We start from the raw sequence: 13,748 nt of genomic DNA, 5'->3' as shown, positions 1-13,748 counted from the left end.
GCTGTGGCGCTGGTGTCTGCGGCGCGCTTGGCTGCGCTGCCGTAAAGCCAGGAAGCGCGTCAGTCAGACTTGATGGCCGCTGCGCGTCAGCCACCGGGTCAGGCGGCGTTAGATCGCTTTGACCAAGATTGCCCGGCTGCGAGGGCGGGAGCTGCTGCTGCGCACGACCAATAGGCCCGGCCGGAGGCTGCTGACCAGCAGGCGGCGCCAAATACTTCGCGGGCGTATTCGTCACGTCAAAGCTGGTTTGCTTGGCGCGAGCAGCGTAGGTGTCGGCGGTATCGCCATTAATGTCGCCAATTGCCATTTCTTGATACTCCGGAGTGTTGATTTGATTGCTTAGCCACAAACAGAGAATTTGTGGCTAAAACTTTTATGCAACCAAAGAATCACTTTCCGGCTCACATATTTTCCCGCACGTACCACAACGGTAATTGGGTTTTCTGCCTCGCGGCTGGGGTTCAAACGCTTTGTCCCAGCTCAGGCCTCGATACCTGCGCATCTTCACGGTCGTCCATTTAATGCCATGAATTGCTGCCCACTCATGCGCCGGCCTTGCCTGGCCATCGAGTGAAACCAGCATCGATGCCGCACACACGCTGTCCAGTCTGTTATTGCTGCTCATGATTCTGCCCCATCATTGATTTGATGTTGCTGGTATATGTGACTGGCTTGAGAAGGGAAGTTTTTGCTTCGGGTTCTAGCGGGGATGTGGCGCGCGGTACGAGTGCTTGCTGGTTCGTACCGTTCGTACCAACGAACGATGAGGTAGCGCTCATTGCGCTGGAGGTGACGCTGATGTTTAAGCGCAAGGGCACGGCGACTGTGTTTGTGGTCAAGTATGGCGTGCGAAGGGCGGAGGCGTAGCAGGGCGAATCGCAGGCAATAAAAAGCCCGGAGGTTGGCCGGGCTTGACTTACGCGACACTAAATCTTCTGCTTGTTCCACCCGGTCTTGAAATCGAGAGCACGCATCATGCTGAAAACGTCACAGCACTGCGCTCCAAGAGCCTTGCATACGTCCGGAACTTTCTTGTTTTGCCTTTGGGCGGAAGGTTTAGACGTCTCCAAAGACACTACGCATCGGTCTGCGGATGATGCTAGAGCATAAGAAATCAAAAATGGATCTCTGCCTATATATGCCAATTCGTTTTCATTAAGGTCTGCTGCATATCCGCTGAAGGTCACGTGCGCAACGGCCGCAGGATCTGCATCTTCTTTCAGTATCAGGCTGGCTTTTACCTCTGGTTTTTTCAGCCAACCTGTTAGCTGATCCTCTTTCCCGGCCAGTACTTCCTCATAAATTTCAATCGGCATTTTTATGCGGCCAATCTGGCTTTGGTGGAGCAGCCACGACCAAAGCTCGGGGACCATCGTTTGTGGATAGTAAACACCATTTGATGTAATTAGCGTGTTTGCATCCAGCAGGTAAATCTTCCTATCAAGCGCCATTATAATGTGCCGACCAAGTTATAGACATTGGCGGGCTTTACGCCCAATACTCTTCCAGCTTTAGTTGCCGTCAAAGCGCCTTCGCGCATAGTTCGCTGGACCAGGCCGACGATTGCGCCACCCAGCTTGTGTCTTCGAACTACGTAGTAACTAGGGCCGCTAGAACTACCTCTGCTTTCTTTTGTGGCAGCCTTTTGGGCGATCCACAGCTCTCGGAATTTCGTAGATAGCTCATTCCATGTGTCCAGCTGAATAATGCCAGTTGAATACAGGCGGTAAGCGACAAGAGAGTTGCTTATATTCAGACCTCTAGCGAATCCACTAATTTTCTGCGCCAAACTTTCTAAGTTTTCTGCATACCAGTTTTGCTTGGATAAATCACCAGCAGGTAATAGCATCAGGCTGGCGATGTCATTGCAGTATCTTTCAATTTTCTGCTCGGAACGACTGCCACTCAGGCCGGTTACCCCAATTAAAATATGAGCGAACTCATGCAGTAGAGTGAATGATCTGGCAGATGGCGCGTCAAGATCATTAATCACGATAAATGGAGCAATTTTATCTGACAATGCGAAGCCTCGGAATGCTTCCACCGGGATATCCGTATGATGGCTGCCTAAGTTACCCATCAGCAGTACAAATGCGCCCACGCTTTCCACGAGCCGTCTTAGATAAGAGAATGCTTCCTCAGACTTTCCGAAGCGTCTAAACTCATTTATATCGAATCCTATTATAGCGCCAAGACGCTCAGACACTTCCTGTGGCGTACGATCTATCTGCACGCTACCCACATACTCCCGAGGAAACGCCTCTTCTACGTCCTGAAGAACATTTTTTACTAGGTCTTGGCGGACATAGATGTCTCGAACTAGGGCGTCTAAACTTCCATTGCTTTCTATTCGAAGCTCTTCTGGAAGAGTTCGGAAATCTTCTCCCCTTGCCGCTCGCGCCGGAGGGCTTGGGAGGTAGAAAATTAGAAGAGGACGCCGGTATACGTTCGCCATCTTTACCAAAATCGGACGAGAAATTTCCTTCTTACCTTCTTCGTACAGGCGCAACATCTCGTCACCGGGAATTTTGCTACCCCCGATAGAAAGTGCCTTCGCAGCCTTTTCTCTTGAAAGCCCTGCTGTCTCGCGGGCCCATAAGAGCACCTCTGGATTAATCCCCGGCATTGGTCACCGCCCTAGCTCCATCTTCATATATCTCATCCATTATCACGGTGGCGGTCAGTACAAGATACTGATGTTCGATACCATCTATCGCAAGCGTTATCCGCTCAACCCCTACAAATCCCCGCCACGCCACCCACTCAGCGATTTACTCAGCTTCACCAGCAAGATCCATCAAGCGGGACGAGGTGTAGAGAAGCCGATCTATCAGCTCTTTTGTTTCGGCATCCATCATCCCTTCGGCGATCCGAAGCTCACCCAGGCCTGCCGCCGTAGACTGAAATTCTTCCGCAAGCTTAGTAAGCTCCGAAATCATTCGCGCTCTAGCAATATCGGTACTCATGATTGCGCTCCTGTTCCTGCAAATCCCCGCCACGCAAAATACTATTCACTATTGCACGGCCGTGCCATTGGCATTCCACGTAGGCAAGTTGGTCTGGCTGACGCTGCGATTCCCGTTATCGCGCAGGATAGCACTAGCCCATCGCCTAATGCGCGAGCATGGTCAAGTGAAGGTCTGCGAGTCAGACCTGTTGATCTGAGTCGGATCATTTGGTCTGACTGGGGTAGGCGGGTGGGCGTTCGGAATATCTAGGAAAGGGTTCTCTGCTACGTTACAAAGTCGGAACTCAGCTCCCTGCTGCGGCGTGACGATTCCGCTTTGTCACGGCCTGTCGTCACGCGCTACGTTTTCTAGTTTTCATTTCGTGGCGCGGAAACTGGAGTCATCCCGGTAGTTTGATCAGCGAATGAATTTTGAGCGGTGGGTGCCTGGGTTTAATGCCTCACCAGATTCTCACCCAATCAGGTTTTCTATGATGCGATTTGCGTCCGCAGTGTCGCGCCGATCACTGGCGACTAAATATCGCAGCACGGCTTTGGCCTCGTCCTTATGTCGCGGCCTGATCTCGGCAAGCAATCCAAACACGAAATGTTCACGGGAGCTGGCTTCCTGCGGTCCCTCGGCGTCTGTGGAGCTGTCGCAGAACGCGCACCTCAGTCGGTACAGCTTGTGCCAGTAATCAAGCTCGTACAGGCAGTCCGCCAATGTGCACGGCATCAGATCCGGGCGCCCTTTGAAGCGGACAGCTATGTCAGCCTCGTCGATTGATCCGTATTGACCAATCTTGGCTCCGTCCAAGACTTCAGCACAAAACACCTCGGCGTCAGTGTCGAACATGGCACGATCACCGAAGCGCGCACGGCCTTCTTCCCGAGCGTGTTGGTCGGCAATGGCGGAGCGCGCCAGCCCTTCTAGATTGGCAAAGCCGATGGTCTTGAACACCACCGCCCAGTTACCGGGGTCAGCATCAGACAGCAGGTGGCTATACCGCTTCTCAAGTTCATCGAGCGGGGTCTTGATTCGCTTGGCCGCAGCTAGGGCAGTCTCGATGTGCGCAGAGTTGCCAGTCTTGATGACGGAGCGCAGCCACAACACGGCGTCGACTTCCTTGTCCCCCGTCACGCGTTGCTGTGGTGGCAGCTCCGGCACGCTGGGCAACGTCTCGGCACTGACTGTTATCGGTGGCAGGCAGAACAGCGTGCGGTGGGCCTCGTTGTCCCGGAATACTCCCGAACGACTAACGATTGTCTTGACCGTTCCCAGTGGTAGGCCGGTTGCCTCGGCTACTTCGCGCAGTGAGTGACGGCGGCGCAGATCCAGCACTTGGCGGCGCTGGTGTTCTGAAACCCCCCGTTTCATCTTCAAGGATGAATCCCCCAGTTTCATATCTGGCGTAGTCATGGCTTACACCATCCTCAGTTTTGGCGGCAACTTCGGGCCGAACACTTCACCCGGTGCGAACGGATCGGGTAGCAGGTGCTCAGGGCATTCCTTGATGAAATGGATCATTGCGGCATGACAGGCGCGATACAGCGGGCCACCGTCACCCCATTCGCCGCCGTACCCGGTGGCGCTGTCCTCCAGTTGGGATAGGTAGGCCACTCCGCGAAGACTGGTGTCACCGTCCTTGTGCGCTTGCTGGCGATGAACCGGGTTGACGCTCATCAGGTCGCACATACGGTCGAAGCCCAGCGCATCGGCCAACCCTTCGCGGTCGAACATCAGTGATTGTCCAAACCCAGCCAGTACAAAGCGCGCCCCACTGCGCTCATCCTCTCGGTGTGCCTGCGCTCGCTGCTCCAGGTCTGCAATGGCTTGCCGGGTGAATGGCATAAACGCTTTCAATTTGCCCGCTTCACGACGCATGGTGCGGCGTTCGCTATGGATTGAGTCGAGTTGATGAGCAACGACGCGACAAATACGCCGGTTGGTGATGAGTTTCGTGGCGGCGCTGGTGTTTGGCTTCAATCCGATGTTGCACAGCGCGATGATGAGGTTCGGCGTCATTGGTGCGACTCCATAGGTGTGCGGTCATAAGTGGCGCGCAGGTCAGCGCCAGCTAGGCAGTGACGGGCTGTCGGCGCGTAGCAGGAACGACACGCCATAACGTGGCTGATGTATTGGTCGCGGGCGTGGCGCCACTCACGCGTTGCATTGGCGGCATTGGTGTAGGTGCTTGCCTGCAATTGGGCGGGGCGCTCGACCAGCACCAAACGTGGACGATCCGTGGTGCGATTCGCCATGGTCGGTTTGTCGGCACCAGCGATGGTCGGCGGCATGTGATCGAGCAGGCTTGAAAGGAGGCTCATGGCTTCACCGCCGTCGAATTCCGCCATTGCCCAAATGTCACTGTGGAAAATAAATGGGGGAACGGGGGAACGGGGGGAACACCCAGTGTTTCCGGGGCTTCCAGCGGGGTTTTCTGTTCCCCATGTTTTTTTGTGGGGAACAGTGATAACCAAATGTTCAGAAAGGCTGGCGCTCTTATATTGAAAAACATGTTTGTGTTCCCCCTGTTCCCCATACATCTAATAAGGGGGAACGGCTACAGGCCACGGTTTTAAAGGCCGTTCCCCCGTTCCCCCTGTTCCCCACGTTTATAGGTTCCTGTGAACTCGGGCATTCGTGTTTGGTGCTAATACGGGTCATACGCTTCCACCTTCGCCGTCCATGACTTCGGGATCGATCACGTACAAGCGAGCGGAGCCACCGGCCGGAATGCGGTATTTCTTTGTTTTGCGGCTATCGCGGTCGGTGTCGTGCTTGGCGAGGGCGCCACCCACCTCAAGCGCTTTGATGACGCGGGTAAGGCCGAACCCGTGAGCTGCTTCGACCAGCGCCGACTTGTTGAACAGGTAGAGGCGTTTCTGGCCCACGGTCTCCCAGTACCCGGCGCGGTTGAACACCTTGGCGTCGACGGTCTGATCATCCACGTTGGAGAACCGGCTACTGCCGTGCTTGTCGATGAAATCCAGAATGCCAGCGAGGATCTGCCGGTCTTCGGCATTGCCTCCACCAACGCGGGAGAGCCATTCCCCATAGAGCAATTGGCAGTCGGCGAGCGCGCTACCGGCTGGCCAAGGGAGCAGTCCATAGGCGATAGCCATTTCACCCGCCAGCGCGATCACGGCGAAGCGGTCGGCGACTCGACCGGCCTGGGCGTTGTCCTCAACGAACTGCGCCCGAATGCCGTCAAAATCCTTAAGCAGCCCCGGTTTGTCAGCGGCGGTAACAAGCTTTTCAACGAACGCTGGCCCAAGGTGCCCGTGATGGGCGCCAACGGCTACGGTGAGCAGGCGGTGGAAGTCAGCGCCCTCATGGCCGTGCAAGTCATCGAAGGCCCGGTGGGTGCGGGTACCGGCATTCACGTCGACCATCCGCAGTTCAGCGCCAGCATGGGCGGCATTGCCGGATATGGCGGCGTGTTCCGAAAGCGACCGCTCGCCACTGGAAAGGGTGAGTAGGCGCCAATTCAGTTTGGCCCGACCTTCGCGCTCACGGGTCATGGTGCCCTTGCCTTGGCCGTTGGCGAGGGAGTAGGCCATTTCCTGTACACGCTTGGGGTCGGCGCGCTTGATCTCATCAAGGGGCAGGATAGTGTCGTTGCGGCTGGATGCTTCGATCTCCAAGCCGCCTTTGGTCATGTCCCACGACGCGGCGAAGATGCCAGGGTCGCCCCACACTGACGAGCCGATCAGTTGCGCCAGTGACTTGCCGCTGGAACTGTCGCCCACCAGGTGAACACCGCCGCCCAGTACGCCAACGAGACTCAGAAGCGGGCCAGCCAGCGCGCAGCCAATCGCTAACGTCAGTACGGGATTACCTGCGCATTTGGCGGCTATCTGAGTCTGCCATTGCTCCAGCTCGCCGCGCCGGCTGAACAGTACCTGGGCCTTGTTGCTCGCCTGATAGCGCACTTTGGCGCTACCGATCGTATGGCCGGGCAGTACAAACGCGCCCGACTCATGCCAGCCCGGGCGACAGGTTGTGGCGAACACCTCGGCGGGGCGCTGATCTAATAGGAACTCCATGAACGTGCCGCGTTTTTTGAGAGCAATGATCACGCCCATACCAAAGAGCGCACGCCTGGCATCCTCGCCACTGCCGCCGAACACTTCCATGGCAATAATCCATTCCTTAACACCGCCCTCGGTCACCAGTCGAAGCAAGCGGCCTTCGCTGCCGTCATCGCTATTGGTGGTGCGAGCCACGACGGTGACCGGGCTGGCGATCCACTCATCCGTGATAGGGCGGTCTGTCTTGTCGTCGTCCGCTTCATCGTCGGCACCGCCGCGTTTGAAACCATGCCAGTACACACCGGGGCGCAGCCGGCGACCTTTCTCGTTGATAACCCAATGTTCATACACGGCCCAGCATGGACGCTCAGGCACGACCGTGGGCGCTTCAGGGCGCAAGTTGATGACGTTGGTTTCAGGCGATACCATGGGCTTTACTCCATACGGCCAAATCATTGAAGTCGGTCAGCGTGTCGGGCGCGTCGGCGGGCCATTCGGGGAAAGTCACCAGACAGCCAGCGATTGCGGCGGCGGCATTGGCTGACGCGCGCCCAGGGTTTTCAGGGGTGAGCCTGTCGTCGTCGCCGGCAATGATGATTTCTTGATTCGGGTACCGCGCACGCAGCGCCAGCGCCACCGGCTTGAGATTGCCCGCATTCATCGCGGCGGCGACGGTATAGCCGCCGTCCTGATGGAGCGTTGCGCCAGTGCCCCAGCCTTCGCAGATGAATATAGGCCGGTCGGGCGTGATGGTGCCGAACGTGGAATAGCTGGCGCTGACCTTGCCCCCAGCGAGGAAGCGCTTGCCGCCGTCCGGGCCGATACGTTGTAGATTGACCAGTTGGCCGTTGGCATAGAGCGGGATTAGCAGTTCGTCACCGCGCTGGCGCAGGCCGTGGCCACGTACACCCTTGGCGACCAAATAAGCATGATCAGGATCGGCGCGGCGTGCGTGACTCCACCAACGGCCGGCCCATTCGGCTGCGATCTTCTGGCGCCGTTGGCGTTCGACTTCGCGTTGGCGCCGGGCCTGCTCAATGCGTTCTCGAACCTGCTCGGCCTCACGGGCGTCGACCGGCTCACGGCTACACCAGGTCATGGTGCCACCGGTTTTCCAACTGCCGAATGCGCCTGAAGCGATGCCGTCCAGGTACAGGACGTACCAACCGTTTACGCTGCCGGACTTGTCTCCGGGCACATGGAACCGGTGAATATCGCCGTCTGGTTCGGGCGGCCAGTCGAGCGGCCCGTGTACCGATTGAAGGGCTTCACGAAAAAGAATCACGGTGTCATTCATGATGTCCACCAGATGTGCCAGCAAACGCCCGGCAGATGGCGCCGTTATTGATGCCTGTCCAGCGCGTCAACTCGTCGATACCGTCTACTAGCGAAGATGTCACCACCGCTTCGGCGCTACGCATCACCACAAGCCCGCACGCGGCATCCTCTTGACTCAGGAACGGCCCCAGCAATGCCTTTGGTGCCTTCGGATGCGTAACGAAAAAAGCTCGATGGCTTTCTTAGGGCAAGCCGGTGGCGTTGGCGTTGATACGCCAATTTGAAATTCCATGGTTAGCCTCTTAGATCAGAGTTTCGGCACGCTGTTTTGAAGGTGTGGCTGGCGCGGTTTTCCGGCCTAGGATCACAGTCATTAGCGCGCCCTCGAGCGGGTGTCGCGGCGGTAGGTTCTGGCTTTTTCTCGTACCGAGATCACCGCAGCCGCTGACACGCCCGTGCCGACGTACGAAATCAGCGAGTCAGTCAAAAGCATGGCTTCGGGAATATGCAGATACCGGCCTGACGGGAGCTTTCTGGCTTCTCGGTGAACCCGTGGTATGTACTTGTCCATCAGAGCAAGATCGAAAGCCACCTCGTCCTGGATACTTTTGCCGTATTCGCACAATGGAACTGGCTCACCGGGGCGGATTTGGCTCCATGCATAACGATCAGCCAGGACTTCATTGATGCTGCGGATAGTGCTTTCGCAGCGCGTGCGGATCTGCTCATCATCGATACGGCTGGTATCCCAGTAGCAGAAGTTATCCATACGGTGACCCACTTCGTGCGCCACGATGAACGGGTAGATTTCGTCATCCTCAAGAGCGGACCAGTCGATCTCGGGGCGCGACTCATTGCGCATAAGGCCGGTCTGTACGCTCGTCGACAGTTGAATGTTCGCGCACTCGGTAAACATCAGGTCGTCTGTCGAAACGTCCATACAAGTGAGCTTGGCGCGGGGGTCAAAGATTCCCCAGCAGTTTCCCATTGCGCGGAATGTCGAAAGGCTCAGCGCGCAGCCAGCGTGCTTAACCTGCTCGGCAAATTTTCGGTATTGGCTGCGGGTAAGGCGAAGAGTGGTGTCAGTTTTCATACCGACACCGCCGCATTTGCCGACACGATTTCGGATTCCGCATTTTGTGTCGCGGGTTTGGCAGCGCTTTGAACACGCTCAAGGTAATGCTCTGCGTCTTCCTGAAGGCGAACGCTGACGAGTCTGAGGCCATGCCCCAAGCCAGCGATTACAGACTGGGACATGATTCCCTCCTCGTCGCCGGAGTCGGCCAAACGCTGAAGAAGGCTACCGATAGCCCACACAAACTGCCCCGTCGCTTCCATCGTTGCGGCAGCATTGCCCAAGCAGGCATTCGTAGTGGTTGCGCGAGTCATTGTGCACCGCCAACTGTTTCCAGAGTGCGGGCTTGTTCCATGTGAGCGTTGTAGCGTTTCAATCTGACGCTGAGGCTAGAGTCAGCTTGGAGCGCGGAGATTGCCATAGCGCGGTGTGCGGCGGCTTTGCTGGATGCGGCGGACGGATTTTGAGTGCGGGAGAACTGCATAGTTACGGCTCCAATTTCATTTTTGGAGCTGCCACGGATCGTCGCCAAACGATTTGAGGGTGACAGCTGTGCGCAGGTTGGCGAACCGGGGAAATTGAAACCCGGCAGACCCGAAGATCTCCCACGCACAGCCGTCATAGAGCGAAATTGCAGACAAACAAAAGGCGCCTGCTTTCGGATCATAGACGCCTGTGCGTCAATTTCATTTCCGGGTCGCCAAACCCGAGTCGCTGAATTTGCAGCGACGGGCGCACCATACCGCCGATGTGCGAACTTGGCAACACTCGGGAATGATTGAGTGGGCGTCATGCGGCTTTGCTCCCGATCAGTTTCATCTGCAGATCACCGACGTAGCCCAGCAGATGGTTCTTCCTGGCCGCAAAGTCCTTGCCCTGACCGATCAACAGCACGTCGCGATTTTCCACCAGCATGATCAGCTCAAGTTCAGCCTGGGTCAGTTGGTCACGGTTGCGGCCCTTGAATGCGCCGGTGATGACCTCGGTAATCAACCTGGCCTCGTTCATGTAGTGGTGCGGCTTCGTGGTCTTGCCAATGGAGTCATGAGTGATCGACAGGGCATCACACAAGCTCCGGTAGCCGACCGCCGCCAATCGGCGGGCGACTGACCGTGAGTTGATTTCACCTCGTACCAAGGCATCAACTTGCTCGTCGCACCAGATTTCAAAGTCGACTGAAAGCCAGCGGGCAAACTTCACTGCCAACCGTGGGTGAATCCAAGTTCCGCCACCCCGATCAGCCCGAGCGCGACTGGTTTTTACATATGTGATTTTCCCATATGTACGTTCCAGCCCTTCCAGATAGCGGATCGCGTCGGGCAGCCGAAGCCATTGCGCTGGCTCTTTGCCGAACCGTGCGGCGGCTTCAGTCGCATTGATCCAGCCGTCAGCGTTGAAGCGTACCGTATGGCCTTCGTAGTCGAAGGGAATGATTGTGGCGCTCATGCGGCCGCCCTTACGCCAGGCTTGGCGATCAAGGTGTACACGGCAACACCTCGGTGGGTGCGCCCCCACTCGTCTGTCAAAACTATCCGGTTGGTAATTATCTTGTAACCGGCGTTTCGCAAATCACAGATCCGCGCGCCGGGGCGACAGATATTTAGTTCGCGCATTATGGCGAACGTATCAATGGAGCCTTGCTCCATACGACCGGCAAGCCGTGAGTTCTGAGCACTGACGCTGGTGTTACTATTGTCTTGCGACAGGCTTCGTTTCTCTTCTGGGATCGTGGCCTTTTTCATTTATGCCACCTGCCGGCTTTCGGCGATGCGCTCATTCATCCAGCCGTAAATTTCAGCCTCGACCCACACTACGCACTTCGGCCCCAGCATGACTTGCTTCGGGAAGTTGTCGGCGCCAATGCGGCGGTAAATCTCGGTACAGGAAAGTCCGGTAATGCCTTCCACGGCCTGGCGCTTAATGAAGCGGATCGCTGGCTTGTCGCCGGAGACGAGTGCGGTCTGATGGGATTGCTTGCTGATGGAGTGGGTTGTGGCTGTCATCGTCTGCGCCTCCTGAGGCGGTTTGGGTAATCGACGATGACAATGCTGGCGGGTCGTAAGCGCTGCTGACAGTCCGGCATGCCGCGCAGACCGTACAGTTTGCCCAGCATAATGTACGGTCTGCAGCGCACCCAGTAGTTAACTCACAGATTCTTTTTTTGGTGAGCCTGAATCCATTCTTGTAGCGTTCTCTCTTTTATACCGTCGCGGCGAGCAATAATGCGGCAGAAGTCAGCGCGGCTTTTGTACTCTTTAGAACTCTCGTCCCACTCAGCTAGCAGGGAGATTTTAATTTTGTTAGTAGGAGCATGGCGTTTGTGAGCTCGGGCCTTTGCAGCTGCTGACAATTGTTCGAACTGTTTGGCCTGGGCGTGATGTACGGCGAATATGGAATCTAGTTCGCCCCGTGTTTGTGCAATCAGCTCTGTTATGACAAACGCCTCTGCAAACCGCTTCTTATGAATGGCCCAGCCCAGCTTGTCGTATTGGTAGACGTGGAGCGCGGTCTTTTGGTGCAGTTCAAAATTTCCCCACGTCGCTGCGATGGTCAGCGTAATCAGTCGATTTACGGTATTTTCCATTGATACCTTTGGCCCTGGCATAGGCACCTCGGCAGCCACGGAAATCAACTCCAAGCTATTCTCAATCAGCGCCGATACCCGTGTCGTGAGTACCTCTGAGGGCATTCCCTTCCAAGCATCTTCTGGAAGGTCCTCTGTTGCCGAATCCGCCAGGATGCAAAGCATTGTGGAGAGCGAGTCGGTAAACTGATGATGGATATTTCCCAGAAATAACCCTGAGCCTTCACACACGCTATTCAAATCTTCAATAGCATCAGCTAGATCGATATAGCTGAAATACTTACGCAGCATTAGATGCGTCCGGCTGTGCTGACGTGTTCTCGGCTGAACACAGATTATCGATTGAATCAGCCCACGCTTGCATCATTTCACTGCGCTGCGCCACGTAGGCAGCGTGGTTGTAGGTGCCGCGAATCTCGTCAGTGTCGCCATGGGCAAGCTGGCGCTCGATCCAATCCTTGTTGTACCCCCGCCCGTTCAGTTCGGTGCTGAGCAAGTGGCGGAATCCGTGGCCCGTCTGCCGGCCTTCGTACCCCATCTGGCGCAGCGCCTTATTGACGGTGTTCTCGCTCATTGGCCGCTCAGGGTTGGCGCCAGCAAATAACAGTGAATAATGCCCGGTCACTTCCTGAAGCTTGCGCAGGATGGCAACAGCCTGGCGGGGAAGCGGCACAACGTGAGGGCGGCGGGCTTTCATGCGGGCAGCTGGGATCGTCCATAGCGCGGCGTCTAAGTCGAACTCCGACCACGGAGCTTGGCGCAGCTCGCCAGGGCGAACAGCGGTCAGCACTAGCAGATTGATGGCGTGGCGGGTCAGGGCATGAATTTTGGCAGCGTCGACCTTGCCCAGTAGCTCTGGCAGTTCGGCAAAGTTGACGTGTGGATGATGGCGGGCAGCTTTGGCCTGTGCCGCTACCACGCTCAGGTCGGTGGCGGGGTTGGCGTCCACAACACCCTTGGCCAGCCCGTATCGGAATATCTGATGCAACCATTGGCGGATCTTGCCAGCGGCATTCAACGTACCCCTTGCTTCGACCTTGCGCACCAGTTCCACCAGATCGGGGCGGGTGATCGCTTTCACCGGGCGGGCGCCAATGCCGGGTATCAAATCGTTTTCAAGGTACAGCTTTGCCTTGTAGGTGGTGCTCTCTGCCCAGCGAGGGGAATTGTAGGCAAACCACTCGAGCGCCAACTCCTTAAAAGTTACGCCGTCAACGGCCTGTGCTTGTTTGGTGGCTTTCTTGTGCTGGCCAGGGTCGATGCCATCAACGAGCAGCTGACGCGCGTCGTCACGGGATTGTCGAGCCTTGGCCAGCGTGACTGCGGGATATGAACCCAGCGCCAGCATCTTTGCACTGCCATTGAAGCGATAGCGGTACCGCCACAGCTTGGAGCCCGTCTGCGTGACTTCCAGGCATAGGCCGTTGGCGTCACTGAGCCGATACAGCTTCTCTTTTGGCTTGGCGGTGCGAATGGTGGTGTCTGAGAGTGACAAAGCAGCCTCCTGCGGGCCGCACCGGGCGGGCGTATTGCTGCCGGGTGTGAGTAGATTTCTAGACCGAACTGAATCTACTCACGAATCTACTCACAATCGTCCGGGCTTACAAGGGAACGCTTGGGAACGCTAGACAACAAAAAGCCCGCGCTAGGCGAGCTTCTTGTAGTGTTTCGGGTGGTTTTGACATCACCTGAAAACGAAAGGTGGTGCCCAGAGACGGAATCGAACCGCCGACACGGGGATTTTCAATCCCCTGCTCTACCGACTGAGCTATCTGGGCAACGGGGCGCATTAGACTTGTTTTTCTGGGGGTCGTCAAGCGTGTTGTTGA

General features: G+C 56.6%; 15 protein-coding genes, 1 tRNA gene and 1 pseudogene. All 17 read right to left on the bottom strand.

The features are described 5' to 3' along the window. Positions 1-926: 926 nt before the first annotated feature. On the bottom strand, positions 927-1,451 hold the full coding sequence (locus RHM65_RS04585; protein WP_322184376.1) for a DUF4411 family protein: 525 nt from the start codon (positions 1,449-1,451) through the stop codon (positions 927-929). Next, positions 1,451-2,626: an XRE family transcriptional regulator gene (locus RHM65_RS04580; protein WP_322184374.1), complete on the bottom strand. Its 1,176-nt coding sequence runs from the start codon at positions 2,624-2,626 to the stop codon at positions 1,451-1,453. Before RHM65_RS04580 ends, RHM65_RS04585 begins: the two co-directional genes overlap by 1 nt. 145 nt (positions 2,627-2,771) lie before the next feature. Continuing rightward, a complete protein-coding gene (locus RHM65_RS04575; protein WP_322184372.1) occupies positions 2,772-2,966 on the bottom strand; it encodes a hypothetical protein in 195 nt (64 codons plus the stop codon). A gap of 453 nt (positions 2,967-3,419) precedes the next feature. After that, on the bottom strand, positions 3,420-4,367 hold the full coding sequence (locus RHM65_RS04570) for a hypothetical protein (protein ID WP_322184370.1): 948 nt from the start codon (positions 4,365-4,367) through the stop codon (positions 3,420-3,422). Between the two features lie 3 nt (positions 4,368-4,370). After that, positions 4,371-4,973, bottom strand: a complete 603-nt coding sequence (locus RHM65_RS04565; protein WP_322184368.1) for a hypothetical protein — start codon at positions 4,971-4,973, stop codon at positions 4,371-4,373. Next, positions 4,970-5,275: a hypothetical protein gene (locus RHM65_RS04560; RefSeq protein ID WP_322184366.1), complete on the bottom strand. Its 306-nt coding sequence runs from the start codon at positions 5,273-5,275 to the stop codon at positions 4,970-4,972. The genes RHM65_RS04565 and RHM65_RS04560 overlap by 4 nt, the downstream gene beginning before the upstream one ends. Positions 5,276-5,611: 336 nt before the next feature. Continuing rightward, positions 5,612-7,411 (bottom strand): DUF927 domain-containing protein, encoded by a 1,800-nt coding sequence (locus RHM65_RS04555; protein WP_322184364.1) that lies wholly within the window; start codon positions 7,409-7,411, stop codon positions 5,612-5,614. Further along, on the bottom strand, positions 7,398-8,279 hold the full coding sequence (locus RHM65_RS04550) for a toprim domain-containing protein (protein WP_322184362.1): 882 nt from the start codon (positions 8,277-8,279) through the stop codon (positions 7,398-7,400). The genes RHM65_RS04555 and RHM65_RS04550 overlap by 14 nt, the downstream gene beginning before the upstream one ends. After that, positions 8,272-8,552 (bottom strand): annotated as a pseudogene (locus tag RHM65_RS04545) (hypothetical protein). Before RHM65_RS04545 ends, RHM65_RS04550 begins: the two are co-directional and overlap by 8 nt. 81 nt (positions 8,553-8,633) lie before the next feature. Beyond that, positions 8,634-9,353: a hypothetical protein gene (locus RHM65_RS04540; RefSeq protein ID WP_322184360.1), complete on the bottom strand. Its 720-nt coding sequence runs from the start codon at positions 9,351-9,353 to the stop codon at positions 8,634-8,636. Then, positions 9,350-9,517 (bottom strand): hypothetical protein, encoded by a 168-nt coding sequence (locus RHM65_RS04535; RefSeq protein WP_322184358.1) that lies wholly within the window; start codon positions 9,515-9,517, stop codon positions 9,350-9,352. The genes RHM65_RS04540 and RHM65_RS04535 overlap by 4 nt, the downstream gene beginning before the upstream one ends. A gap of 607 nt (positions 9,518-10,124) precedes the next feature. Continuing rightward, positions 10,125-10,781 (bottom strand): KilA-N domain-containing protein, encoded by a 657-nt coding sequence (locus RHM65_RS04530; protein ID WP_322184356.1) that lies wholly within the window; start codon positions 10,779-10,781, stop codon positions 10,125-10,127. Further along, positions 10,778-11,077: a helix-turn-helix domain-containing protein gene (locus tag RHM65_RS04525; protein ID WP_322184354.1), complete on the bottom strand. Its 300-nt coding sequence runs from the start codon at positions 11,075-11,077 to the stop codon at positions 10,778-10,780. The genes RHM65_RS04530 and RHM65_RS04525 overlap by 4 nt, the downstream gene beginning before the upstream one ends. Next, entirely contained in the window at positions 11,078-11,338 is a 261-nt protein-coding gene (locus tag RHM65_RS04520) for a helix-turn-helix transcriptional regulator (protein ID WP_322184352.1), read from the bottom strand. A 143-nt stretch (positions 11,339-11,481) separates the two neighbouring features. After that, entirely contained in the window at positions 11,482-12,210 is a 729-nt protein-coding gene (locus RHM65_RS04515) for a hypothetical protein (protein WP_322184350.1), read from the bottom strand. Then, positions 12,200-13,414: a tyrosine-type recombinase/integrase gene (locus RHM65_RS04510; protein ID WP_322184348.1), complete on the bottom strand. Its 1,215-nt coding sequence runs from the start codon at positions 13,412-13,414 to the stop codon at positions 12,200-12,202. Before RHM65_RS04510 ends, RHM65_RS04515 begins: the two co-directional genes overlap by 11 nt. A 207-nt stretch (positions 13,415-13,621) precedes the next feature. Beyond that, a tRNA-Phe gene (locus tag RHM65_RS04505) sits at positions 13,622-13,697 on the bottom strand. Positions 13,698-13,748 lie beyond the last annotated feature (51 nt).

The sequence above is a fragment of the Pseudomonas sp. CCI4.2 genome, assembly GCF_034350045.1.
GTDB lineage: Bacteria > Pseudomonadota > Gammaproteobacteria > Pseudomonadales > Pseudomonadaceae > Aquipseudomonas.
Note: the sequence above shows the minus strand (reverse complement) of the source record. Positions and strands in the feature narration are given on the sequence as shown.